The sequence below is a fragment of the Arthrobacter sp. D1-17 genome (assembly GCF_054130535.1).
Genome location: NZ_CP096382.1, coordinates 291,398 through 310,860, shown reverse-complemented (window position 1 = coordinate 310,860; position 19,463 = coordinate 291,398). Strand labels below are relative to the sequence as shown.

The 19,463-nt window shown below is 66.6% G+C and carries 20 protein-coding genes and 2 riboswitches; of the genes, 9 read left to right on the top strand and 11 right to left on the bottom strand.

All coding sequences use genetic code 11. From position 1 onward, the window contains the following. Nucleotides 1–65 precede the first annotated feature (65 nt). The 3 genes from M1E01_RS01405 to M1E01_RS01395 all read left to right on the top strand — a co-directional run bounded on the left by M1E01_RS01405 (nt 66) and on the right by M1E01_RS01395 (nt 2,492). A complete protein-coding gene (locus tag M1E01_RS01405) occupies nt 66–995 on the top strand; it encodes an aminodeoxychorismate lyase (protein WP_457973334.1) in 930 nt (309 codons plus the stop codon). Between the two features lie 129 nt (nt 996–1,124). Beyond that, nucleotides 1,125–1,262 (top strand): hypothetical protein, encoded by a 138-nt coding sequence (locus M1E01_RS01400; protein WP_457973333.1) that lies wholly within the window; start codon nt 1,125–1,127, stop codon nt 1,260–1,262. A 144-nt stretch (nt 1,263–1,406) separates the two neighbouring features. Next, nucleotides 1,407–2,492, top strand: a complete 1,086-nt coding sequence (locus M1E01_RS01395) for an EAL domain-containing protein (RefSeq protein ID WP_457973332.1) — start codon at nt 1,407–1,409, stop codon at nt 2,490–2,492. 10 nt (nt 2,493–2,502) lie between these two features. Here the strand turns inward: M1E01_RS01395 and M1E01_RS01390 are convergent, their stop codons facing one another. The 3 genes from M1E01_RS01390 to M1E01_RS01380 form a co-directional block, all read right to left on the bottom strand. Continuing rightward, nucleotides 2,503–3,540 (bottom strand): PLP-dependent cysteine synthase family protein, encoded by a 1,038-nt coding sequence (locus tag M1E01_RS01390; protein WP_457973331.1) that lies wholly within the window; start codon nt 3,538–3,540, stop codon nt 2,503–2,505. Nucleotides 3,541–3,563: 23 nt separating this feature from the next. Beyond that, nucleotides 3,564–5,150 (bottom strand): aromatic amino acid ammonia-lyase, encoded by a 1,587-nt coding sequence (locus M1E01_RS01385; protein WP_457974826.1) that lies wholly within the window; start codon nt 5,148–5,150, stop codon nt 3,564–3,566. 87 nt (nt 5,151–5,237) lie between these two features. After that, the gene (locus M1E01_RS01380) at nt 5,238–6,533 is read right to left on the bottom strand and encodes an NtaA/DmoA family FMN-dependent monooxygenase (RefSeq protein WP_457974825.1); all 1,296 of its coding nucleotides are present in this window, start codon (nt 6,531–6,533) and stop codon (nt 5,238–5,240) included. A 187-nt stretch (nt 6,534–6,720) separates the two neighbouring features. Continuing rightward, nucleotides 6,721–6,834: riboswitch (SAM riboswitch) on the top strand. A 13-nt stretch (nt 6,835–6,847) separates the two neighbouring features. On the opposite strand from M1E01_RS01380, the gene M1E01_RS01375 reads away from it, so the two are divergent. From M1E01_RS01375 to M1E01_RS01365, 3 genes are read left to right on the top strand one after another with little or no spacing between them, the layout of a single operon-like run. Next, a complete protein-coding gene (locus M1E01_RS01375) occupies nt 6,848–7,156 on the top strand; it encodes a DUF1737 domain-containing protein (RefSeq protein ID WP_457973330.1) in 309 nt (102 codons plus the stop codon). Continuing rightward, entirely contained in the window at nt 7,153–7,563 is a 411-nt protein-coding gene (locus M1E01_RS01370) for a rhodanese-like domain-containing protein (RefSeq protein ID WP_457973329.1), read from the top strand. Before M1E01_RS01375 ends, M1E01_RS01370 begins: the two co-directional genes overlap by 4 nt. Beyond that, nucleotides 7,564–8,772, top strand: a complete 1,209-nt coding sequence (locus M1E01_RS01365) for an O-succinylhomoserine sulfhydrylase (protein ID WP_457973328.1) — start codon at nt 7,564–7,566, stop codon at nt 8,770–8,772. A gap of 9 nt (nt 8,773–8,781) precedes the next feature. Here the strand turns inward: M1E01_RS01365 and M1E01_RS01360 are convergent, their stop codons facing one another. The 4 genes from M1E01_RS01360 to M1E01_RS01345 form a co-directional block, all read right to left on the bottom strand. Further along, on the bottom strand, nt 8,782–9,087 hold the full coding sequence (locus M1E01_RS01360; RefSeq protein ID WP_457973327.1) for a DUF1905 domain-containing protein: 306 nt from the start codon (nt 9,085–9,087) through the stop codon (nt 8,782–8,784). A 274-nt stretch (nt 9,088–9,361) separates the two neighbouring features. Further along, nucleotides 9,362–10,597 (bottom strand): glutamate--cysteine ligase 2, encoded by a 1,236-nt coding sequence (locus M1E01_RS01355; protein WP_457973326.1) that lies wholly within the window; start codon nt 10,595–10,597, stop codon nt 9,362–9,364. A 190-nt stretch (nt 10,598–10,787) separates the two neighbouring features. Then, nucleotides 10,788–12,311 (bottom strand): UDP-N-acetylglucosamine 1-carboxyvinyltransferase, encoded by a 1,524-nt coding sequence (locus M1E01_RS01350; protein WP_457973325.1) that lies wholly within the window; start codon nt 12,309–12,311, stop codon nt 10,788–10,790. Nucleotides 12,312–12,551: 240 nt separating this feature from the next. After that, the gene (locus tag M1E01_RS01345; RefSeq protein ID WP_457973324.1) at nt 12,552–12,839 is read right to left on the bottom strand and encodes a hypothetical protein; all 288 of its coding nucleotides are present in this window, start codon (nt 12,837–12,839) and stop codon (nt 12,552–12,554) included. Between the two features lie 64 nt (nt 12,840–12,903). Between M1E01_RS01345 and M1E01_RS01340 the strand changes: the two genes are divergently transcribed. Next, a complete protein-coding gene (locus M1E01_RS01340; protein ID WP_457973323.1) occupies nt 12,904–13,584 on the top strand; it encodes a hypothetical protein in 681 nt (226 codons plus the stop codon). Between the two features lie 71 nt (nt 13,585–13,655). Here M1E01_RS01340 and M1E01_RS01335 read toward each other — a convergent pair whose 3' ends face one another. From M1E01_RS01335 to M1E01_RS01325, 3 genes are read right to left on the bottom strand one after another with little or no spacing between them, the layout of a single operon-like run. Then, nucleotides 13,656–14,459: an energy-coupling factor transporter transmembrane component T family protein gene (locus M1E01_RS01335; protein ID WP_457973322.1), complete on the bottom strand. Its 804-nt coding sequence runs from the start codon at nt 14,457–14,459 to the stop codon at nt 13,656–13,658. Beyond that, nucleotides 14,456–16,072, bottom strand: a complete 1,617-nt coding sequence (locus M1E01_RS01330) for an ABC transporter ATP-binding protein (RefSeq protein ID WP_457973321.1) — start codon at nt 16,070–16,072, stop codon at nt 14,456–14,458. The genes M1E01_RS01335 and M1E01_RS01330 overlap by 4 nt, the downstream gene beginning before the upstream one ends. Next, the gene (locus tag M1E01_RS01325) at nt 16,072–16,692 is read right to left on the bottom strand and encodes an ECF transporter S component (RefSeq protein WP_457973320.1); all 621 of its coding nucleotides are present in this window, start codon (nt 16,690–16,692) and stop codon (nt 16,072–16,074) included. Before M1E01_RS01325 ends, M1E01_RS01330 begins: the two co-directional genes overlap by 1 nt. 69 nt (nt 16,693–16,761) lie before the next feature. Then, nucleotides 16,762–16,903, bottom strand: a riboswitch (TPP riboswitch). Between the two features lie 120 nt (nt 16,904–17,023). On the opposite strand from M1E01_RS01325, the gene M1E01_RS01320 reads away from it, so the two are divergent. Both M1E01_RS01320 and M1E01_RS01315 read left to right on the top strand, forming a co-directional pair. Then, complete coding sequence (locus M1E01_RS01320; protein ID WP_457974824.1) at nt 17,024–17,569, top strand: heme-degrading domain-containing protein; 546 nt, start codon at nt 17,024–17,026, stop codon at nt 17,567–17,569. Between the two features lie 36 nt (nt 17,570–17,605). After that, a complete protein-coding gene (locus tag M1E01_RS01315; protein WP_457973319.1) occupies nt 17,606–17,869 on the top strand; it encodes a DUF4235 domain-containing protein in 264 nt (87 codons plus the stop codon). A gap of 66 nt (nt 17,870–17,935) precedes the next feature. On the opposite strand, the gene M1E01_RS01310 is transcribed toward M1E01_RS01315, so the two are convergent. Continuing rightward, the gene (locus M1E01_RS01310) at nt 17,936–19,357 is read right to left on the bottom strand and encodes a peptidoglycan DD-metalloendopeptidase family protein (RefSeq protein WP_457973318.1); all 1,422 of its coding nucleotides are present in this window, start codon (nt 19,355–19,357) and stop codon (nt 17,936–17,938) included. Between the last annotated feature and the right edge of the window lie 106 nt (nt 19,358–19,463).

Below are 19,463 nucleotides of genomic sequence, written 5' to 3'. Positions count from 1 at the left end.
CCCGGGCGTTCCGGAAAGACGGTCCTGATCAGCCTATCGGGGACAGTCCCCACTAAGCTGGAGGCATGACTGCTCCTGCCTCCGCCACCGTGCTGGTCTTCCTTGACCCGGACTACGAATACGGCCGGATTGCCGACCCCACCCAGCCGCAGCTGATGGCCACCGACCTGGGCGCCACCCGGGGTGACGGCGTCTTCGAGTCCATGCTGGCGGTGGCCGGCCGTACCCGGAAGCTCGAGGCGCACCTGGACCGGCTGGCCGGCTCTGCACGTGCCCTCGACCTCGACATCTCGAACCGGGAAGTCTGGCAGCGGGCGATCGCGACGGGCGTCGCGGCGTTCCGGTCCGATTACCCGCCGGCTTCCCGTGAAGAGGACGAGTGCGTGGTCAAACTCCTGGTTACGCGCGGCGTCGAAGGCGCCGAACGGCCCACGTGCTGGGTGCAGGTTTCGCCGGTCGGGGCAGCCGGCCGCCGGCAGCGCGAAGCCGGCATCGACGTCATTCTGCTGGACCGCGGCTATGACAGCACCGTCGGCGAGCGCGCACCGTGGCTCCTGCTCGGCGCCAAGACCCTCTCCTACGCGGTGAACATGGCTGCCCTCCGCCATGCCCACAAGCAGGGCGCCGACGACGTCATCTTCACCTCGTCTGATGGCCGGGTGCTGGAGGGCCCGACGTCAACAGTTTTGCTGGCGCACGTCGAGGAGTCCAACGGCACCAGGGTCAAGCGCCTCATCACGCCACAGCTGGACAGCGGCATCCTCCCGGGCACCTCGCAGGGGGCACTGTTCGCAGCCGCCAAGGCGGCCGGCTGGGAGTTGGGATACGGTCCCCTCGAACCGCAGGACCTGCTCGACGCCGACGCGGTGTGGCTGATTTCCAGCATCCGCCTGCTGGCGCCCGTAAATTCGATCGATGGAAAAGAGATCGGCACGCCGGCTCTACGGAAGCAGCTGACCGGGGAACTGGCTGAGCTGTTCGCCGGGATCGAGTAACACGCGGAATGGAGTAACACGACAGGGCGTTTCGTTTCGCCGGCCTCCGGCCGCAGGAAAGGCTGGCAGAAATGCTGCCAGAACCATCCGCGGAACCATCCGGCGCGCCGCCAGTGACGAATTACCGGCATGAGCCAGGCAGAGAAAAACAACCTGAGGTACTGCGACTACTACTGCTTCATGTCGTTAGCGGATTTCACGGCGTGGGTGCAGGACGACAGCGGCAACGAACCGGACATGTCCCGGGCATCGAAAACCCGCATGTGAAATATCGGTTCCAAAAAAGACAGACAAGTTTCAGGTCCCCGTTGTACCCTTCTAGAACGGCCTGACCTCTTCATTCCCCGGGATGTGGCGGGAAGGGCCGTGTCCCGGGCTCAGCCGGAACGAGTAGCCACAAAGGAATAGCCGATGTCCAGGGATGAAACCTCCCTTCCTGCATTGTTAGACTCACTACCCAAGGGCTTGGGGGCCCAGGCAGCGTTGCCGGGGGACGTGGGTGAAATCAGCGTGCGCTGGCAGGCCCAGGAAATTATCGATCTGCTCCTGGCTGAGTCCGATCCGGACAGCGCCTGGAGCCGCGCGCGCCTTCGCGAGGCGGCTACGTCCCATCCGGACAATCCCGAGCTCGTGCTCCTCGAACACCTCCGTACGGTCACGGCCATCGTTAATGCGGTGGACGACGCCCTGGAGCCGGTCCCCACCGACATGGACTCGGTTCCGGTTCCGTTCACCAGGCGCAGCAGAAACAGAATCGAAGCGGTCCTCGGGGACAAGATGCTCATGACGGCCTTCCAGCCGGTGCGGCAGCTGCCCGACGGTTACGTCATCGGCGTCGAAGCCTTGACCCGCTTTGTGAGCGATGACGGTGCCAGCGCGGATCACTGGTTCAGCGAAGCGGAGTCCGTCGGCCTCGGCACGGATCTCGAGGTAGCCGCCCTGCTCAGGGCGCTCACCGCAGCCCAGTCTGTTCCCGAGCCCCTCTTCATCGCCCTGAACCTCACACCGGCCACGTGCATGGACCCCCGCATCCAGGGGCTGCTGGAACACTCCCAGCTGGCGATGGACCGGTTCGTCATCGAGCTCACCGGCCAAATAGCCGCCGACCAGTACGCTCCGTTGACCGCATCCCTGCAGCCTCTCCGCCGCCGCGGGCTGAGGGTTGCCGTGGACGGGGCTGGTGCGGGCTTCACGTCCATCGACCAGATCCTCGAACTGCGGCCGGACATCATCAAACTGGACCGCCGCTTCATCGAGAACATCGAGCATTCGGAAGGCCAGCGGCTCCGGGGCGCCGCGATGGCAGCCCTGGCGCAGTCCGTTGGCGCCGAACTCGCGGCAGAAGGCGTGGAAACTGTTGCGGAACTGACGGCCGTCACGGCCCTCGGGATGGCCGCCGCCCAGGGCTACCTCCTGGGCAGGCCGTCGGTGCACCCGCTGGACTGGACTGCGTGGATCCGTTCGGACGAAGCCGCCGCGCGCGGCCCGGTCTCCTGAGGCGCCCGCTTTAGTCCGCATCCAGGCGGATGTGGTTGTCGGCAAGCCAGTCCGGGTTGAACGCCTTGCTCAGGTAGTTCAGTCCGGTGTCGGGCGCGATGGCCACCACCACGGATCCACGCGCGGCTGCCCTGGCCACGCGGAGGGCTGCCGCCACGCTCAGCCCCGAGGACGGGCCGAGGGACAACCCCTCCTCGTTGAGCAGCCGGTGCACGGTTGTGTACACCTCGTCGTTCGGAATCCGGAGGAACCTGTCCAGCAGCCCCGGGTCGAAGACCTTTGGCCAGTCGGGCTTTGGCCAGGAGTTGCCCACGCCGTCCACCAGGATCCTGCCCGGGTGCCCGCCGCTGTACACCGAGCCGTAGGGATCGGCGCCGATCACCTCCACGTGGCCGGCCGACATCTCCTTCAGGTACCGCCCGTTCCCGGTGATGGTTCCTCCCGTGCCCACCCCGGCCACGAAATGCGTGATTTTGCCTGCCGTCTGGTCCCAGATTTCCGGCGCGGTCCCCTCGTAGTGCGCCCTCGGGTTGGCCGGGTTGTCGAACTGCAGGGGACGCCAGGCGCCCGGAGTCTCGGCCGTGATGCGGGCGGCCACAGCTCTTGCATTGGCCGGAGAGTCCGAGGGCGCGCTCCAGTCGGTGAACACCACCTGCGCCCCGTACCGCTGCAGCGCCTCGAGTTTTTCGGATGAGATGGAATCCCCCGTCACCACCACCACGGGATGCCCGGTCAGGGCCCCGATCAGCGCCAGCCCGATCCCGGTGTTCCCCGACGTGCTTTCCACGATGGTGCCGCCTGGCTGCAGGTCCCCGCTGCGCTCGGCCGACCGCACCATGCTCAGCGCCGTCCGGTCCTTGATGGAACCGCCCGGGTTCTCCGATTCCAGCTTCACGAAGACAGTTCCGGGAAGTCCCCGGCTGAGGGTTTCCAGGGGCACGAGGGGCGTTGAGCCCACGCGGGCCAGCACCGCTTCGGCGTCGACCCCTCCATCAGTGGCCGGGGCAGTATGCCGTGGCTGTCGGTTCCCGCCTGTGGTGATGCCCATGCCTCTCCGCCCGATCTTTCCCGTCAGTGACTTTCTTCATGAGGCGCCAGCCGAAGCGCAGGCAGGTTCGGCAGGAGTTTCCGCAGCGCCTCTTGTCCGCGCTCCAGCAGCACTGCCGCCGGCAGGTGCTCCGTGAGAAGCCCGGACAGGCAGTCCACGACGGCGGCCGTCCCCGTGCCAAGCGGCCGCACCTCGGCGCCGGACCCCCTTCCTCCGGTTTCCGCCTCCCGGGCCCGGTCCAGCAGGTACGCCGCCGTCAGGGCCTCGATGACGAGCAGCTCTTCGGCGGCCTGTACCGACCGGTCCAGCTGCTGGAGCGCCAACGGCGCCAGCGTCGAGTGGTCCTCCACGTCGGCGGAGAGGGTGGGTGCACCGAGTGTGGCCGGCGCGGCAAGGAACTTCAGCTCGGCAAGCAGCCCGGCGGCGGAGTACCACAGCAGGCCCGGCAGCTCCTCGAAAGCCAAAGGCATGCCGCTCCGGGCCGCCGCCAGGTTCAGTTGCCGGATGAGCCGCTGCGGCGGGTAGAGCTTGGCGATGCGCCGCTCGCTGCTGATGCCCAGATGCGCCAGCCCCAGCCGCAGCGCCTCGAAGGCCAGCGCCAGCTGCATCGGCTGAAAATTCCCGCCGGAGATCATCCGACCCGAGTCCAGGTCGGTCAACGGATTGTCGCCGCGGCCGTTCAGCTCCACCTCAAGGGCTTCGGCGAGGGCTGTGACCTGGGCACGGAACGCTCCATGCGTCTGCGGTGCGGCACGGAATGACAGCGCATCCTGCACGGAGGCCTGACGATCGGGATCTTCGAGCCAGCCACCCCGTACCAGGTTCCGCACGTTCGCCGCCGCGATGCGCTGGCCGTCTACCGCCTTGGCCGACTGCACCGCCGGCGAAAAGGGACTGAGGTTCGCGCCGCCGTCGTACCTTCCGGTCGCCTCCAGCGACAACGCGAGGGCGGTGTCCGCAAGGTCCGCCAGCTGCTGCAGGCGGCCGAGCGCCAGCGCTCCGGCGCCGATGGAATATGAGTTGGCGCTAACGAGGGCGAGGGCCTCGCCGGGCGCAAGCACCAGCGGCTGCAGTCCCGCCGCGGCGAGCGCCGCGGCGCCGGAAATGGTGCTGCCGTCGGGCGCCAGCGCCTGGCCTTCCCCGATGGCGACGGCGGCAACAGCGGCCAGCTGCGTGAGGTCGGAGGATCCCACCGAGCCCGCGCGGGGGACGGCGGGCACCACTCCACGGTTGAGCAGCTCGGCGTAGAAACGGGCCGTTTCCGGGCGGACACCGGAGCCGCCGCGGGTGAAGCCGATCAGCCGCGCCAGGATCACGGCACGGAGTTCTTCCGGGGCAAGCAAGGCGCCGATTCCGCTGTGGTGGTACCGGACCACCTGAACCTGATAGTCGAGGATGGACTCTTCCTCCACAGCAGTGTCCCTGCCAGAGCCCAGCAGTGTGTTGAGCCCGTACACGCTGTGTCCGGAGTCGATGGCGGCCTGCACCACTTCACGGGACAGGCTGATCAGGTCCAGCGCGTCGGCGCTCAGGACAACCTCGACCGAGGGATCGGACGCCGCCCTGGCCACATCCGCAGCCCGCACATGCGCCGTGCCGATCAGGAACATGCCGGACAGGAAGGTGCCGGTTCCAGTTCCCGGCTTCAGGTCTTCGGGTCCTCCGGTCTCTGTCATGGCACTGGAACTGGCATGGCACTAGAAGTCCAACAGGTTCCGGCGGAGGCCGCCGTCGCCGTAGCTTGTCCGCAGCAGGTTGCGCCGGCGCAGCTCCGGTGCCAGTTTGTCCAGCACTCCGTGCACGGTGGCAGGATCCACGAAGCCGGAAAACAGGAAGCCGTCGCCGCCCACCGCTGCGCCGGTTTCCGCCAGGTAGTCTGCGATTTCCCCGGCCGTGCCAATGATGCTGTCGCCGGCTCCGCCGCTGCGTGCCTGCAGGATCTCGCGGAGGGTGGAGCCGGGCGGGGCCGCTTTGGAGAAGTGCTCCAGGGTGCCCTGGTTGCTGTTGGTGGTCAGCTCTGGGAGCGGCTCGTCCAGGTCAAACTGCTTGAAGTCGATGACGGAGAGGTAGGAGATGGAGTTGAGCTGGCTGTCGATGTCCCGCTGCGTCAGTTCCTTCCGCGCGGTCCGCAGTTCCTCTGCTTCCGCCGTGGAACCGACGACCGTGGGTTTGAGCACGAACAGCACCTTGACGTCATCCGGGTTCCGGCCTGCCCTGGCTGCCTCAGCCCGGATGGAGTCGCGGTAGGACTTCATGCCGTCTGCCCCGCGGGCGAGCGCAATAGCGACGTCCGCGTTCCCTCCCGCGAACGCTTTGCCCCGCGGCGACGCCCCGGCCTGCACCAGCACGGGCTCCTCGGGCAGGGGCGCCGTGTTCAGCGGCCCGCGCACCTTAAAGAATTGGCCGCTGTGGTGAATGGGGCGCACCTTGGTGTAGTCGGCGAAGATTCCGGCCCGGGAATCCTCACTGATCGCGTCCGGTGCCCAGCTGCGCCACAGTTTCCGTACCACCTCCACAAACTCCTCCGCCTTCTCATAGCGGAGGTCGTGCTCGATCTGCTGGTCCAGCCCGTAGTTCTGGGCGGCGAGGTCGCTGCCGGAGGTCACCACATTCCAGCCGAGCCGGCAGTTGGAGAAATGCTGCAGCGTGGCCAGCAGCCGGGCCGCCGTGAACGGCGGGTAAAAAGACGCACTGACGGTGGGAACGATGCCCAGGTGCTCCGTGGCGGACAGCAGGTAGGGCACGAGGGCCAGCGGATCGTGCTTGGGCGCAAAGGAGGCCTGCGCCAAGGACACCTCGGCTGTTCCACCGTAGGTGTCCGGCACGGTCAGGGAATCCTCGATGATGAACAGGTCCAGCCCGGCCCGCTCGAATTCCCGGACGGCGTGCTGGTACAGCGCCGGTTTTTTCCAGTCGTAGCCGATCCCGTAGCCCGGCGTCCCCCAGCCCTGAACCCCGAACCCGTGGCCCACAAACCACCCAAAGTGCAGCATGGGTCCGACTGCAGCGATGTTCGACTCATTCACTGATGCCTGGTTTCGTCCGGCGTTGCGGCGGTTCATCTCCCGTCATTATGCACCCGGGCCGGTGCTTTGTAACCGCAGGGTGCTGTTCCGTGCGTTACGGAACATGACGACGGCGCCGGTGCGCGCCGCCGTCGTCGGTGTTAGTTTTTGGGGGAGTAATGAGTACCGGCACCAAGCCCTGACTGGCCGGTCGGCAACCCTCCCTCGCGGCGGGGTGCCTCAGGTGAATACTCGGCATATCGACCACTTCGAGCTGCAAGCGTGAGAGAAGGAGATCCGTCATGACGGAAGCCCCCGCCAGCATCACCCTGCCATCCCAGCAGGGTACATCTGAGGACAAGCTTGCCTACCGCCTGATTACAGGACCGGACAACCGTGCCTTCTGTGAACGCATTTCCCAGGCGCTGGCTGAAGGCTATGTGCTGCACGGCAGCCCTACGGCCGCCTTCAACGGCAGGGACGTGATCGTGGCGCAGGCCGTCATCCTCCCGCTCGCCGTCGCCACCGCCGACGCTGCGTTCGCCACGGCAGTAGACCAGCTGGACTCTGACGAGAACCTGGACGCGGAAGCATTCGAGGGGCACGCATGAGCTACGCCGGCGACCTCACCCCGCAGGAGGCATGGGCAAAGCTCGAGGAAGGCGCCGTCCTGGTGGACGTGCGCACCGAGGGCGAATGGGCCCACATCGGCATCCCGGAAACCAAGGCTACCGAGAATGACCCGCTGTTCATCCAGTGGACCTTCCCCGGCGGCATCCCCAACCCCCACTTCATCGAGCAGCTCCGGCAGCAGGCGCCGGAGGACCCGGGCACGGAGCTCGTGTTCCTGTGCCGTTCCGGCCAGCGCTCCGTCGCCGCAGCCATCGCCGCCACCCAAGCGGGCTTCATCTCCTACAACGTCCTTGAGGGGTTTGAGGGCGAACCGGACCGCTATGGCGAGCGCACCGTGAACGGCTGGAAGAACCGCGGCCTGCCGACCAATTTGGGAAAAATCTAAGTGTCCTTCAATCAGGATGCTGCCGGCTGGAGCCCCGAGACCCAGGCCGTACGCGGCGGGCTGGACCGCACCAACTTTCAGGAGACCACGGAGCCGATCTTCCTCAACTCCGGCTTCGTTTACGAATCGGCGGCGGCAGCTGAGCGGGCATTCACCGGCGAGGACGAACGCTTCGTCTATTCCCGCTACGGCAACCCGTCCGTCGCCACCTTCCAGGAGCGTCTGCGCCTCCTCGAAGGAACGGAGGCATGCTTCGCAACCGCCTCGGGCATGTCCGCGGTGTTCACCGCCCTGGGCGCGCTGCTCGGAGCGGGAGACCGTGTGGTGGCTGCCCGGTCGCTGTTCGGCTCCTGCTTTGTCATTTTGAACGAAATCCTGCCGCGCTGGGGCGTGGAAACCGTCTTCGTGGACGGGCCGGACCTCGAGCAGTGGCGGGACGCCCTGTCCACCCCGGCGACGGCCGTCTTTTTCGAGTCTCCCTCCAACCCCATGCAGGAGATCGTGGACATCGCCGCGGTCAGCGAACTGGCCCACGCCGCCGGCGCGAAAGTCGTCGTCGACAACGTCTTCGCCACGCCGCTGCTGCAGCGCTGCGGCGAACTCGGAGCGGATGTGGTGGTCTACTCAGGCACCAAGCACATCGACGGCCAGGGCCGCGTGCTGGGCGGCGCCATCCTGGGCACCAAGGAGTTCATCGACGGGCCAGTCAAGCAGCTCATGCGGCACACCGGCCCGGCCCTCTCGGCGTTCAACGCATGGGTGCTCACCAAGGGCCTTGAGACCATGGCGCTGCGGGTCAACCACTCGTCGGCCACGGCGCTGCGCCTGGCCGAATGGCTGGAGGGCCAGCCCGCCGTCAGCTGGGTCAAGTACCCGCTGCTCAAGTCCCACCCGCAGTACGGGCTCGCCGCGAAGCAGATGAAGGCCGGCGGCACCGTGCTCACCCTGGAACTCGCGACGACGGCCGGCCGGTCAGGCAAGGACGCCGCCTTTGCGCTGCTGGACTCCCTGAAGATCATCGACATCTCCAACAACCTCGGCGACGCCAAGACCCTCATCACCCACCCTGCCACCACAACCCACCGGGCCATGGGTCCTGAGGGCCGGGCAGCCATCGGGTTGAGCGACGGCGTGGTGCGGCTGTCAGTGGGGCTGGAGGATCCGGAGGACCTGATCGCGGACCTCGAGCAGGCGCTCAAACAGGTCTGAGGTCCATCCTCAGGGCTCGGCCTGGACAGTGAGCCTTACCTCTACCTCGTCGCCGGCGGCAAGCTGTGCAGCCGCCCGGACGGATTTTTTTACGGGCAGCAGATAGGAACCGCTGTGAGCGTCGGGGAACAGGGAGGTCTGCCAGGACTGGCCCCCGGCCTCGGCGCTAACCTTCACCGACCCGAACCCCTTCCGGAACGCCGCGGACTCCTCCCGGATTTCCTCGGCGACCTCCACGGGCAGCGTCAGGAAGTGCCACCCTGCCTCGCCCGGGTAAAGCCACACCTCTGCGCGGAATGAGTACCAAGTCGCCACGGTCCGAGTATGGCACTCTCACAGAGATTTGTTGGATTTCGTGAGAAGCCCAAACTAAAGAACCGGCGGAGCGACCAGCAGCTGTGCCGAAGGCCTCCGGCGGCCCACCGACGTGCCCGTCGATGCGAGTGCTGGTGGGTTTCCCGCTTCCTGGCGCGAACGGGCAGTTGAGGCCCCAGACCCGTCGCGCACTGGGTGCTTAAGTGCCCGCTCGCGCTTCCGGGCGGTGCTTAAGTGCCCGCTCGCGCTTTAGGCCCGGGAACTGGGACAGGGATCAGGACTGGCGCACGTGCACCAGCTCGGGCACCGGAGCGGGATCCGCCTCCGGGTCGCTGCCCGTTCCCCGCATGGTGGCCCGCACAGCGTGCGCGACGACGGCACCCAGCCCGCCGTCGTCGGGCGATGCTTTCTCAGTCACAACCTGCCGGACGCGCCGCTGCTCCTCAGCCCCGGTGCCGCGCTCAAAGACTGCGGCGATCCCGTTGCGCACAAGTTCAACTTCACCCTGCTCGGCCAGCACGGGTTCGACGTAGTCCACCAGGGAATTCACCACGTCGGCGGCAGGCGCCGGGCGGAAACTGCCGAAGTCCAGCAGCTCGCCGCACAGACCGAATTTACTCGCCTGCCAGGATGCCATCCGCAGGAGAACGGTAGGAACGGGGCAAGGCTCGACCCCTGCACGCCATTCCCGTACCGCAGTTTCCACGAGGGCGCGTACCAGAACGGCTATGAGGGCCGCATCCTCAGCGCGGAGGCAGACATCGGCCACCCGGACCTCGACTGTGGGATGGTTGCGGGAGAGCCGGGCGTCGAAATAGATCATCCCTTCGTCCAGCATGACGCCGCTCTCCAGCAGGCGCTTCACCACCCTGCGATAGGCGGAAATACTGCCGAAGATGGCGGACGGGCCCGACGTCGGCCACCGGTTCCACGCCTGTGTCCGGTAACTCTCGAACCCCGTTTCCATGGAGTTCCAGAACGGGGAGTTGACGCTGAGGGCCATGAGCACGGCCAGCTTGTCCCGGATCCGGTCCAGGACCGCCACACCTTCCTCCGGCGACTCAATGTAGGTGTGGACGTGGAATCCACAGGTCAGCTGTTCCTGCGCTGTAAGCCCGAACCGCTCCAGCATGCGGGCATAGCGGGCATCCGGCGTGGTATGGCTCGCCAGCGCCAGCGGCGAGGTGGCCAGCGCAGCGACACGGGCTCCCTGTTTGAGCGCCGCCTGGTCCGCCATGGCCCGGCCGGCACGGATCTGGCGGAGCAGCTCCTCCCGGTCCAGACACGGACGGGTCTGCGTCTCGATCTGCTCGAGTTTGAGTTCAGCGCTCAAGCCCATTTCGTCCTCGTCGAAGGGGGCCCCACCGTCTGGCTCCAGCAGCCGGGGCTTGTCCGGCGCATCATCGGCTGCAAGTTTTCGGCCGGCGAGCAGCGCATCGGCGAGCGCAAGTGGCTCGCCGGTCCGGGGATCTACGATCAGCAGTTCTTCCTCGACCCCAAAAGTCCGCATGCGTACATTGTCCGTCAGACTAGCCAAAACGTCCCCGACATGACGAAGCGCGAACGTACAGTTAAGGCCCTCGAATTCATTGTTTCGAGGGCCTTAACTGCCCGTTCGCGCTCGACGGCGGGGCTTAAGTGCCCGTTCGCGCTCGACGGCGGGGCTTGAGTGTCCGTTCGTGCCCGGGTTGGGCGATGGGTCAGTCCTGGAAGTACTCGATCTTTGCGCCGATTGTGTTGAGCCGCTCGGCCAGGTCCTCGTAGCCGCGCTCGATGACGTAGATGTTGCGCAGCTCGGACACGCCCCGGGCCGCGAGCATGGCCAGCAGCAGGCACGCCGCCGGCCGGAGCGCAGGCGGGCAGCCCACCTCGGCGGCACGCCAACGGGTGGGGCCGTTCACGTAGATCCGGTGCGGATCCAGCAGCTGCACCCGCGCCCCGAGCTTGTTCAGTTCCGTAAGATATATGGCCCGGTTCTCATAGACCCAGTCGTGGATCATAGTCTGGCCCTCCGCGTTGGCGGCGATCACGGCGAAGAACGGCAGGTTATCAATGTTCAGCCCGGGGAAGGGCATGGGGTGGATCTTGTCTTCGGGTGCCCGCAGCTCGGAGGGCCTGGTGGTGACGTCCACCAACCGGGTCCGGCCGTTGCGGGCCACGTACTCGCCCGAAACCTCAAGCTTCTGGCCCATCTGTTCCAGAGTGGCCAGCTCGATCTCCATGAACTCAATCGGCACCCGGCGGATGGTCACCTCGGAATTGGTGACGACGCCGGCGGTGATGAGGCTCATCGCCTCGATGGGATCCTCGGAAGGGAAGTACTCGATGTCATCGTCGATGGACGGCTTGCCGGTGATCTTCAGCGTCGTGGTGCCGACGCCGTCGATCTTGACGCCGAGCCGCTCGAGGTAGAAGCAGAGGTCCTGGACCATGTAATTGGGGCTGGCATTGCGGATAACGGTGGTGCCGCTGCGGTGGGCGGCAGCCATGATGGCGTTCTCGGTGACAGTGTCGCCACGTTCAGTGAGCACAAAAGAACGGTCGACGCCGTCCGCCACCGGCGCCTGCACCGTGTAGAAACCGGCGCTGGCCTGGACGGACAGTCCAAACTGGCGCAGCGCCTGCATGTGCGGCTCTACGGTCCGGATCCCGAGGTCGCATCCGCCGGCATAGGGCAGCCGGTATTCCTCGGCCTCGTCCAGCAGCGGACCGAGAAGCATGATCACGCTGCGGGTACGCCGGGCGGCCTCAACGTCCATGGACTCCAGGTCCAGGATGGCGGGCCGGCGGAGCCGGAGGCTGTTGTCATTGAGCCAGGTGCATTCGACGCCGATGCTCGAGAGCACCTCAACGATCCTGTTGACCTCCTCGATGCGTGCCAGGCGGCGCAAGGTGGTGGTGCCGCGGTTGATGAGGCTGGCACACAGAAGCGCCACCCCGGCGTTCTTGCTGGTGTTGACGTCAACAGAGCCGGAGAGGGTTTGGCCGCCTTCCACGCGGAGGTGGGTCATCTGGGACTTACCCAGCTGCACGATGCTTTGGCCGAAGATTGCCTCCAGCCGCTGGAGCATTTTCAGGCTCAGGTTCTGCTTGCCCTGTTCCATGCGGGCAACGGCGCTTTGGCTGGTTCCCAGTTCGGAAGCGAGCTGTTCCTGGGTCCAGCCCTTTTGCCCGCGGGCGTCGCGGAGCATGAGGCCAACTTGTTCGGCTGTCTGCTGAGTCATGCACCAAATATATCATTTATGAGTTACCGCTCGCGGGAAGGGCGAGTATCGGTCCGATATCGACCTGTGCCTACCCGCCTGATGAGATGATAACCCTGCTGACTTTTGATCGGCGGACCTGGCCAGCACATGGTTGTCAGCTGCCGAGAGGCAGTACTGCGCCTGGGCAAAGACTCCTGCAACGCCGGGCGGAGCGTGAGGTTACCCTTGACCTGACCGCCTGGCGGGAGCAAGCTAGCGCTAGCGGTTAGCGGCCACGATGAGGAAGTGGGAGGCCGCCATGTCCATTTTTAGATCCGCCGCGTTCCGCAGAACGCGCCCGTCCAGGCAGCAGGTCAGCGCCCTGGTGTCATTCGTTGTCGCGACTACTGTTGGATTCGTCCCCGGTCCCCGCCTGGACGACGGAACGCCCCCGGCCCCGCCGTCATCCATCACCCAGCCGTCGGCCATCATCCCGCCGTCGGCACCCTCTTCCGCTCCTTCGTCGACGGCCTCCGGTCCTTCGCCTTCCGCTACTGGCGCGCCCACCCCGACCCTGCAAGCGCAGCCGACTGCCCCCAGGGAACGGAATCCGAGAGCGCTCGGAAACGACGTGTCCTGGCCGCAGTGCAACAAGACGCTTCCCGAGAACCCCGCCTTCGCAATCATCGGCGTGAACAACGGGCTGGCGAACACCACCAACTCCTGCCTGGCTGAGCAGCTGGAATGGGCCAACAAGATCCCGGACGACATCACCGGCCAGCCCAGCGTGGCCCTGTACGTGAATACTGCCAACCCGGAAACGGATGGATCCTGGTGGCCTACCGGCAACGATTACGGCGGCAAACCCGTAGCGAACCCGTACGGCACCTGCGAAGGTGAACCGGATGCTGCATGCGCCTACATGTACGGCTGGGCCAAGGCCTTTGACGACGCCTATATGCGGGGCATCAGCGAGCCGGACGATTACCTCTGGTGGCTGGACGTGGAGACGGAGAACAGCTGGAACGGCAGCCATGAGGAGAACAGGGCGGTCCTGGAAGGCATGACGGACTTTTTCCACAGCATCGACGCCGAGGTGGGCATCTACTCCTCGGGCTACCAGTGGTGGCAGATCATCGGCACCGTCCCGGAAGGCAGCAGCCTGTATGGACTGCCGAGTTGGCTGGCCGGAGCCAGCACTGTGGACGGAGCCAGGAGCAACTGCGCCCTGCCTCCACTGACAGCCGGCGGCAAAGTAACAGTGACCCAGTTCGTTTCCAAGGGCTTTGACTACGACTACTCCTGCATCTAGGCATTCCGACGGCCGGCATTCCGGCAGGCGATTGTCCTGGACGCGTGCAGTGGTGATATGGGCGGGCAGTCCTAGGAGCCTTCCAGCCACACCATGTTCCAGGTTCCGGCCCAGACCGCGGCGGCCACGGCACCGGCCGCGATGGCCGTTCCCCCTAGCAGCACCCAGATGTCCAACCGGCTGTAAACCGATTCGCGGGCCCAGGTCCGGCCTGTGCTGCCGAAACCGCGGGCCTCCATGGTGACGGCAAGGCGGGTCGCGCGCCTGATGGCTTGAACCAGCAACCCGAAGCTTTGCCCGAGGGTGGCGCGCAGCCGCTGCCACGGGTTGCCGCGGGCTCCGACGCCACGGGCCCGCCGGGCCATCCCGATGGTCTGCCATTCCTCAGCCATCAGGCCCACCAGGCGCATTGCCGCCAGTGTTCCGAGCACGAAGCGGTGCGGCAGACGGGCTTTCTGTGCCAGGGCATCGGCGAGGTCGGTCGGATCGGTGCAGCTCATCAGCAGCACCGCCGGCAGGGCAATCGCCAGGCCCCGGAGCAGGAAACCCAGCCCCAGCTCAAGCGAACCTTCGCTCATGGACCAGATGCCGACGTCGATCAGTATCCTTCCGCTGTCCGGCGCCAGAATGGCGGTGCTCCAGCCGCCCACGGCGGCCGCGAGGATCAGGGGCCAGCCACGTTGCCAGAGCAAAGTCACCGTCAGGCCGGCGAGCGGGAAGAGCAGCAGCTCGCAGACCAGCGCTACGGTGGCGGACATCCAGTCGATGGACAGGGCGAGGACCAGCGTGATGAGGAAGACGGCGGCAAGCTTGGCCAGCGGATTGGCCCGGGTCAGCACCGCCTGGTTGCCGGAAATGATCAAGGCGGCCCTCATGATGCGGCCGCTTCCGGTGTTCCCACGCCTGGTGCATCGACGCCTGGGGGCTGAAGGTCCGCGGCGCCGAGTTTGAGCTCGGTGCCGCCGAGCACCTGCGTGAATTCCTGGTCGTGCGTCACCGACACGACGGCGATTCCGGCATCGAGCAGTTCGGACAGGAAGGAGGCGAGTTCGGCCCAGGTGTTGGCGTCCTGGCCGAAGGTCGGCTCGTCGAGCACCAGGACCTGCGGATGGGCGGCCAGAACGGTGGCCACGGAGAGCCTGCGCTTCTCGCCGCCGGAGAGTGTGTAGGGGTTGGCATCCACGAGGCCGGTGAGGCGAAGCCGCTCCAGCAGCTCGTCCACGCGCTCCTCGCCGTGTCCCAGGTGCCGGGGGCCGAACTGCAGTTCGTCCAGTACCCTGCCGGTGACGAACTGGTGCTCGGGTTCCTGGAAGACCGTGCCGATCCTGGCGATCAGGTGCTCGGCCCGCCACTTGTACGGGTCGATGCCGGCTCCGCCGCTTAGCTCCAGGGTCGCGGACACCCTGCCCTCGACAGGCGGAATCAGCCCGGCCAGGGTCAGAGCGAACGTCGATTTGCCGGCGCCGTTTGGCCCGGTGATGGTGAGGGCTTCCCCCGCGCGGACCTGTGCCGTGACGTCGCGCTGCACCGGAACCGGCGGAAGGGATGTGAAGCCGCGCCGGCGGGGCCGTTCCCTTGAGACGGCAAGTCTCTCAGCGGCGAGTAGCAGCTGGCCTGGCGCAAGACCCCCCTCGCTGCCGGCTTGCCCGGTCAGCGACCGTTCGCGGGTGGGTGGAACGTAACCGGGAACCCAGACGCCCGCGCGGATCAGCATCGTGCGGGCCTGCTGGAGGACCTGGTTCGGGGCCCCGTCAATGAGCACCGCCGGTTGCGTGTCACTGCCCGGCTGCAGCACAACGATCCGGTCCACGAGGTCCTTCCACACGGCAACCCGGTGCTCCACGACCACCAGCGTGGCGCCGGTCTTGTCGAGGCAGCGGGCCACGGCGTCCCGGACCTCCAGGACTCCGGCAGGGTCAAGGTTGGCCGTGGGCTCGTCCAGCAAAATGAGCCCGGGGCGCATCGCCAGGATGCCGGCCAGCGCGAGGCGCTGTTTCTGCCCGCCGGACAGGACCGACGTCGGATGGTCCAGCGGGAAATGTCCGAGTCCGACGTCGTCCAACGCCTCGTGCACCCGGGGCCAGATCCGTTCCCGGGGCACCGAGAGGTTTTCGGCACCAAAGGCGACATCGTCGCCGAGGCGGGAGAGAACCACCTGCGTCTCCGGGTCCTGCTGCATGAGGCCGGCACGGCCGCGCTGGGCGCGGGGAGGTTCGCCGTCGATCAGGAGGCTGCCGCTTTCGTCCGCGTCGTCGCCCGCCGCCGTGCCGCTGTCGTCGGCGGTGCTGTCGCCAAGCACCCCGGCAAGCGCGTGGAGCAGCGTGGATTTGCCGGCGCCTGAGGGCCCCAGCAGCAGCACCCGCTCCCCCGGCCGGATATCCAGGTCGAGGGCGTTGACTGCAGGTTTGGTGCGTCCGGCGTGGCGCCAACCCCAGCCGCGGGCGGTAACCGCGGCCGGGCGGACGCCGGCGTCCTGCTGTGCGGGCATCAGTTAAACACGGGCTCCGTGGCTGCCTTGCGGGAGGGGAAGGAGCTCAGCACGCCGGTCCTGGCCAGGCCGCGGGTGGCGATCCAGGACAGCGCGCCGGCAATGATGGCACCGGAGACGGCGGTAAAGATGATGTACGCCAGCTTGTCCCCGGCCGCGTAGGCGATGTTCCAACCCCACGGGGCGAACGAATCGTTCAGGCCGCAGAACAGCCCGGCGCCGGCGCCGGCCAGCAGCGAGACGGGCAGGTTGAACTTCTTGTACCGGAACGCGGCGAACACGAGCTCCGCACCCAGGCCCTGCAGCAGGCCTGAGATCAGCACCGTGGTGCCGTACTGCGAGCCCATGATCAGCTCACCGGTGGCGGCCACGGATTCGCAGAACAGCGCAGCGCCGGGCTTGCGGATGATGAGCATGCCCAGCACCGCCGGAATCATCCAGCCGCCGGCGTACAGGCCGGTCAGGGGCGGGTAGACCGCGTTCAGCGGTGCAGAGATGAGGTTGGCGCCCTGGGACCAAGCCCAGAAAATCACACCACCGGCGACGGCGATCAGCGCCGCCACCACGATGTCGGCCACGCGCCAGGTGTTGCCGGACTTCTTAGCTGTTGCTGTTGTCATGATGGTCCTCCTGAGGATCAGGAGGGGAAAGCGCTCCCCGGCTGCTGGCTTAGGGTGCCTGCTGCCGGACACTTTGAGAACTCGACTCCCTTGCGCCGGTACTAGCCGGATCAGGTTCGAGGGTCTGCGGTTGTCCGCACTCTCAGCGCCCACCTGCGGCTCTCTGGACATGCCAGTGATGCCCGACGGCGGCGCTCCCCTGTCGTAATGAATGTGCCCTTGTTGGCTGGTCCAGTTTACACCGATGATTGACCGTCAACCCGGCGGCGGCGTCACAATCCGGGCGATAGGCAGGGAGTACATGGCAATAGCCACGGAGTACATTGGGGCAATGACCGCAGAGGACTCCGGAACTCCGGCCCTATTTGATCCCGACGCCGCCGACGAACAGCCGGCGGGGGCGCTTGAGTCGCTGATCTCAGAGATTGAATCGCAGATCTCGGAACTCCAGTTCCCCCGGTTCAGCAAAGATGACGCCCTCAGCCTGGGCCTTCTGCTGGTTGAGCTCGGAAAGGACGGCCGCCTGCCCATCGCCATCGACATCTCCAAGGGCGAGCAGATGCTTTTTCATGCTGCCCTGGAAGGTGCCACCCCGGATAACGGGCATTGGGTCAAGGCCAAACGGCGCACGGCGGCACGGTATGAGGAACCGTCCCTGCTGGTTGGCCTGCGCGGCAGGGTGGGCGGAGGCCGCATTGAGGACAACGCGTGGTTCGACCAGACCACGTACGCGGCCCACGGGGGCTCCTTTCCCGTCTATGTGCAGGGCGTGGGGGCCGTGGCGACCGTGACGGTCTCGGGGCTGCCGCAGAAGGCGGACCACGACCTGGTGGTGCGGGCCCTGCGGGAAATCCTCGGGTCCATGCGGCTAGGCTAGGGACGAACCAGTAGTCACGTCGCAAGGGGTTTCGGAATGAGTTTTTTCATCAAGCTGCTTGGCACCGGCATCAGTCTGCTCGCCGGATACGCCGGCACTAGGGCCGTGGACGCCGTCTGGGAAAAAACCACAGGCCGCAAGCCTCCGAAGGGCGGCAAGGACGACGTTCCCACGACATTGCGCTCAGCCCTGACCTTCGCCTTGGTTTCAGCCTCAGTCAGCGCCGTCATCCAGGTTCTGACCAACCGCGGCACGCAGCGCGCAATCACCCGCTTCGCCAAAACCCAGGACATCGTCTAGGCACCGTCGTTATATCCGCAATGCCCTAGCCACCGCCGTTAGTCGGTGGCTAGAGGCCGCCGCAGCTTAACCGGCAGCAGGCGCCGCCGTTGCTGCCGCGTCAGGTTCCGTAGCTTGCTCCTGTGTCACGTTCCGGGCAGGAACGGGAACTGAAACCGGCGCGGACGTCGGCGCAGCACTGGGCGAAGAGGTGGGCGAAGAGGTGGGCTTCGGGGCCGCAGCAGGCGCCGGAGTGGCCGTCTTCGCGGGCGACGGAGCAGGGGAAGGCGTGGGCCGTGGAGCCGGAGCGGCGGTCTTCACCGGCAACGGAGCAGGGGAAGGCGTAGGCCGTGGGGCAGGAGCCGCCGTCCTTGCCGGCACAGCCGGCTTCACGGGCGCAACAGGCCTGGCGGCCGCCACACTCTTCGCAGGTGCCACAGTCTTCGCAGGTGCCACTGCCTTCTTTGAAAGTGCCACGGCTTTCTTTGCCGGAGAAGCAGCGGCATTGGAGACGCGGGCGTTGGAACGCGAAGGAGCCTTGGCGGTCTTGGACCGTGACGGCTTACGCTCAGCGTGGTTCACCTCATGGTTGTGGGCTTCCGCCGCCGGGACGGCCCAGGCAGGCGTGTCCTTCGCCGTCCCGGGCTTCCGGTAGTCGGTCATCGTCACGGCAGCAGCAGGATCCGCCGGATCGAGCGGCACCAGAGTCCACTCCTCAGGGTCCGTGTGGCTGCCGTTCAGGATCGTTTCGAAGTGAAGGTGGCATCCCGTTGAAGCGCCCGTGGTCCCGACTTTGGCGATGACGTCCCCGGCCTGCACCGACTCGCCCTTCCCGACCCCGATGCCCTCAAGGTGGTTGTAAGTGGTGATCAGGCCGTTGCCATGGTCGACTTCCACTCGGTTGCCGCCGCCCCACTGATGCCATCCCACTGCCCGCACCACCCCGGCGTCCACAGAGTAAACGCGGGTCCCGCAGGCAGCGGCAAAGTCCCGGCCCCAGTGGAACTCCCCGGCATCGCCAGTGATCGGGCTCCTCCGCACGCCGAAGGCAGAGCTGGGATGCAGGACCTCCAACGGTGACATCAGGGTCCCGGCGGCGGGACGCCGCGACCGAGCTGACGAAGCGTCAAGCTCTCGTGTCCATTCCTTCGCCCCGGTGAGGACCACGGAACGGCTGTAGGAGAGCGCCACTCCGGCCGACGCAGAGACAGGGGAAGAAGCGGGCGCGGCGACAGGGGCTGAAACGGCAGCGCCCGAGACGGCATCCCGAGCACCGCCCGCAGCGACAGCGGAGCCGGCGGACATGCTGACGGCAACACTGTCCGGTGCCTGGGCGGATGCAGGACTGGCAGAAATCATCGGGCCGTCGCCGTGCATTCCGGAAGCGCCGTGCATTCCAGAAGCATAGGCGGCAAGCACTGCCGTGCCTGCGCTCATGCTGACGCGGATGGCTCGGCGCCGCTGCTGGGCAGCGCGCCGGGCAGCCCTCGGTGCCAGATGTTTTGCCACGTGGATCCCCCCATGTAGATCGCCCGATTCCCTTGGGCGGCAAGCGTTTCTACCATGGGACCATGCTGCGTGGGGCGGCTGAAGCTAAAAAGGCCCCTATGTGGAT

Coding starts and splice junctions, on each gene's coding strand:
- M1E01_RS01325 (WP_457973320.1), bottom strand. CDS start 16,692: ATGACAACAGCAACAGCTAAGAAGTCCGGCAACACCTGGCGCGTGGCC.
- M1E01_RS01385 (WP_457974826.1), bottom strand. CDS start 5,150: ATGTTCCTGATCGGCACGGCGCATGTGCGGGCTGCGGATGTGGCCAGG.
- M1E01_RS01335 (WP_457973322.1), bottom strand. CDS start 14,459: ATGAGGGCCGCCTTGATCATTTCCGGCAACCAGGCGGTGCTGACCCGG.
- M1E01_RS01315 (WP_457973319.1), top strand. CDS start 17,606: ATGAGTTTTTTCATCAAGCTGCTTGGCACCGGCATCAGTCTGCTCGCC.
- M1E01_RS01370 (WP_457973329.1), top strand. CDS start 7,153: ATGAGCTACGCCGGCGACCTCACCCCGCAGGAGGCATGGGCAAAGCTC.
- M1E01_RS01390 (WP_457973331.1), bottom strand. CDS start 3,540: ATGGGCATCACCACAGGCGGGAACCGACAGCCACGGCATACTGCCCCG.
- M1E01_RS01395 (WP_457973332.1), top strand. CDS start 1,407: ATGTCCAGGGATGAAACCTCCCTTCCTGCATTGTTAGACTCACTACCC.
- M1E01_RS01380 (WP_457974825.1), bottom strand. CDS start 6,533: ATGCTGCACTTTGGGTGGTTTGTGGGCCACGGGTTCGGGGTTCAGGGC.
- M1E01_RS01320 (WP_457974824.1), top strand. CDS start 17,024: ATGACCGCAGAGGACTCCGGAACTCCGGCCCTATTTGATCCCGACGCC.
- M1E01_RS01355 (WP_457973326.1), bottom strand. CDS start 10,597: ATGCGGACTTTTGGGGTCGAGGAAGAACTGCTGATCGTAGATCCCCGG.
- M1E01_RS01400 (WP_457973333.1), top strand. CDS start 1,125: ATGAGCCAGGCAGAGAAAAACAACCTGAGGTACTGCGACTACTACTGC.
- M1E01_RS01350 (WP_457973325.1), bottom strand. CDS start 12,311: ATGACTCAGCAGACAGCCGAACAAGTTGGCCTCATGCTCCGCGACGCC.
- M1E01_RS01375 (WP_457973330.1), top strand. CDS start 6,848: ATGACGGAAGCCCCCGCCAGCATCACCCTGCCATCCCAGCAGGGTACA.
- M1E01_RS01330 (WP_457973321.1), bottom strand. CDS start 16,072: ATGCCCGCACAGCAGGACGCCGGCGTCCGCCCGGCCGCGGTTACCGCC.
- M1E01_RS01405 (WP_457973334.1), top strand. CDS start 66: ATGACTGCTCCTGCCTCCGCCACCGTGCTGGTCTTCCTTGACCCGGAC.